The organism is Acinetobacter sp. 129952 (assembly GCF_056642055.1).
Genome location: NZ_JBWVSU010000037.1, coordinates 1 through 843, shown reverse-complemented (window position 1 = coordinate 843; position 843 = coordinate 1). Strand labels below are relative to the sequence as shown.

The following is an 843-nucleotide window of genomic DNA, read 5'->3' as shown; positions in this document are numbered from 1 at the left end:
TAGGGCGTGTCCTCATTTGAAGAATTGGTTTTAAATACTTAAAATCCTCCTTTGAGTTATTTTTATTTCTATATTTTCAATGGCACGTACTCTTCTTACCGATGATATCTGGCAGCAAATTCAAGATACTATGCGATTACATGGTTGCTACCGTTCAAAGAATAGTAGAAATATCATGGAAGCGATCTTATGGAAACTGCGTACAGGCGCCACATGGCGTGATATTCCTCAAGAATTTTGTCCTTGGCAAACTGCTTATAATCGTTTTAATCGTTGGGCAAGCAAGGGATTGTGGAATAAATTTTTTTTAGATTACGAGGCGTCTTGGATCAAGAATGGGTATTCATTGACGGAAGCTACATACGCGTGCATCAACATGCAAGTGGAGCTCGGAATGGTTTCGAAAGAGCAATTGGACAATCACGTGGTGGACGAACAACAAAAATACATCTTGCAACCGACGCGAATGGATTACCGATTGATTTTAAAATCACTGGGGGTGGCGTCCACGACAGTCAAGTTGCAAAACAACTGATTGATACTGTAGGCGAGGCAACTTATCTCATTGCTGATAAGGGGTATGATGCTGAGCACATTAGAATATATGCCCAGAACAAGGATATGATTCCCATCATTCCAATGAGATCAAATAGTAAAAGATCGAATAAGGAGTTTGATAAATATCTATATAAATTAAGACATTTAGTTGAAAATGTGTTTGCGAGATTGAAGCATTTCCGAGCGATTGCAACCCGATTTGATAAGCTTGCACGAAATTACCAGTCTATGATTTACATTGCTTGCATATTTATTTGGTGTAAAGCCAAATGAGGACACGCCCTA

1 protein-coding gene is annotated in these 843 nt (G+C 38.9%); it reads left to right on the top strand.

Going from position 1 to position 843, the window contains the following annotated elements; translation table 11 throughout:
- The first annotated feature begins 79 nt into the window (after positions 1-79).
- A protein-coding gene (locus AC1IR0_RS15610; RefSeq protein WP_228738633.1) for an IS5 family transposase occupies positions 80-831 on the top strand; the annotation gives its coding sequence in 2 pieces (ribosomal slippage) (positions 80-314 and positions 314-831; 753 coding nt in all).
- The last annotated feature ends 12 nt before the right edge of the window (positions 832-843 follow it).